Source organism: Wolbachia endosymbiont of Drosophila incompta (genome assembly GCF_001758565.1).
In the GTDB taxonomy this organism is placed as follows: Bacteria; Pseudomonadota; Alphaproteobacteria; order Rickettsiales; family Anaplasmataceae; genus Wolbachia; species Wolbachia pipientis.
Window position 1 is genome coordinate 381,743 of the sequence record NZ_CP011148.1, and the last position, 985, is coordinate 382,727.

General features: G+C 34.2%; 1 protein-coding gene. It reads left to right on the forward strand.

Annotation, left to right across the window (positions count from 1 at the left end; all coding sequences use genetic code 11):
* Window positions 1-11: 11 nt before the first annotated feature.
* Complete coding sequence (locus tag WG67_RS08195; protein ID WP_458694999.1) at window positions 12-785, forward strand: ABC transporter ATP-binding protein; 774 nt, start codon at window positions 12-14, stop codon at window positions 783-785.
* The last annotated feature ends 200 nt before the right edge of the window (window positions 786-985 follow it).

The following is a 985-nucleotide window of genomic DNA, read 5'->3' on the forward strand; positions in this document are numbered from 1 at the left end:
AATTTAAAAATATGAAAAGCTCTATAGTAGATGCCGATGATCCTATAAAAATTTATAGTGTTCAAAAAGGAATTTCGTTTAATGGTGTAACATTTTTTTATGCTGATAAGCCAGCATTAGATAACGTATCATTTTCTATAGAGGCAGGTCAAGCAGTATCAATTGTTGGACCATCTGGCAGTGGTAAAAGCACCATTTTAAAGCTTCTGCTCCGTTTTCATGATCCAAACAAAGGTAGCATTACTATCGATGGGCACAATATTAAGTCAATTGCGCTAAATGACCTCAGATCGTTGTTTGGCTTAGTGCCACAAGATCACATGATATTTTCTTGCTCAATAATGGAAAATATACTATATGGCAAACCAGGTGCCGAATATGAGGAAGTGAAGCAAGCAGCCATCAGCGCTTATGCGATGGAATTTATTGATAAGCTGCCTGATAAATTTGATACATTTGTAGGAAAAAGAGGATTAAAACTTTCTGAAGGACAAAAACAACGTATTGTAATAGCAAGGGCCATACTCAACAATCCTCAGGTTTTAATACTGGATGAAGCAACCTCTGCCCTTGATTACAAAAGTGAGAACCTCGTGCAAAAAGCATTGAGCAAGTTAATGCAAAACAGAACAACAATCGTAATTACACACAGGCTATCAACCGCACTCAAGACTGACAAGATTATAGTAATTAATCATGGAAAAGTAGAAGAAGTAGGAACTCATGACTTTCTAATGAGTAAAGACGGGCTGTATGCAAAACTGGCGAAGATACAGTGGAATTGAAAGAAAATTTAAATCATACCGTTAGTTGATATGCTAGATTTATAATTAAATTATTAAATTTTTAATTTTATTATTTTATAATGGTTCCATAGTTATCCGGAAATTTCGTGATCTGTAGTTTCTTTCATTCACGTTATATTCATAGCTTGTTCTATCTTAATGTAATTCCAATTTTGACTGTATAGGAGGTCTCTATGATA

What these genes read in the sequence shown, in the direction of transcription:
- WG67_RS08195 (WP_458694999.1), top strand. Translation starts at nt 12, where the DNA reads ATGAAAAGCTCTATAGTAGATGCCGATGATCCTATAAAAATTTATAGT.